This window comes from Streptomyces sparsus (assembly GCF_054776295.1).
The window spans coordinates 1-504 of the sequence record NZ_BAAHCA010001750.1 but is presented as its reverse complement, the minus strand read 5'-3'; the positions used below and the strand labels follow the sequence as shown (position 1 = coordinate 504).

The window sequence follows — 504 nt, the reverse complement described above, 5'->3', positions numbered from 1 at the left end:
CGCCGCCGAGCAGGGCGCGGCAGGCGACGAGTGAGACGAGCAGCAGGGCGGCGAACAGGACGGGCGCGGGTTTGCGGGCGAGGCGCCGGAGCCGGGCGAACTGCTCGACCTCCAGGTAGTCCGCGTCGTCACCGCCGGGTCCGCTCTCGACGGCTCCGTGGCGTCCGGGGTTGGACTGCTCGGGCTCGGCGCGGCCGGCCAGTCCGGCCGCGGCCTGTTCGACGGTGGCGCGGACGGTGGCGCCGGGCGGGGGGAACAGCGGGCGCAGTTCGCCGGCTTCGACGGCGGGTCTGCCGCGGCGGCGGCGGGCCTTGAGCAGCAACTCCGGGCGCAGCAGCGTCTTGAAGAGGCCGGTGACCTCGTCGAGTGCCTGGCCGGGTGCCTTGCCGATGAGGTAGGCGACGGTGCGGACCAGGGTGCCGACGACGAGGCGCAGCAGCACCCACGGCAGGGCGCGGCCGCGGGCGTTGGCGAGCAGGGTGTAGACGGCGCCGGCCTTGTCGA

At 76.0% G+C, this 504-nt stretch carries 1 pseudogene; it reads right to left on the bottom strand.

What is annotated here, in order from left to right:
- Positions 1–504: pseudogene (locus tag ACYVE9_RS30645) on the bottom strand (family 2 glycosyl transferase); the annotation flags it as partial.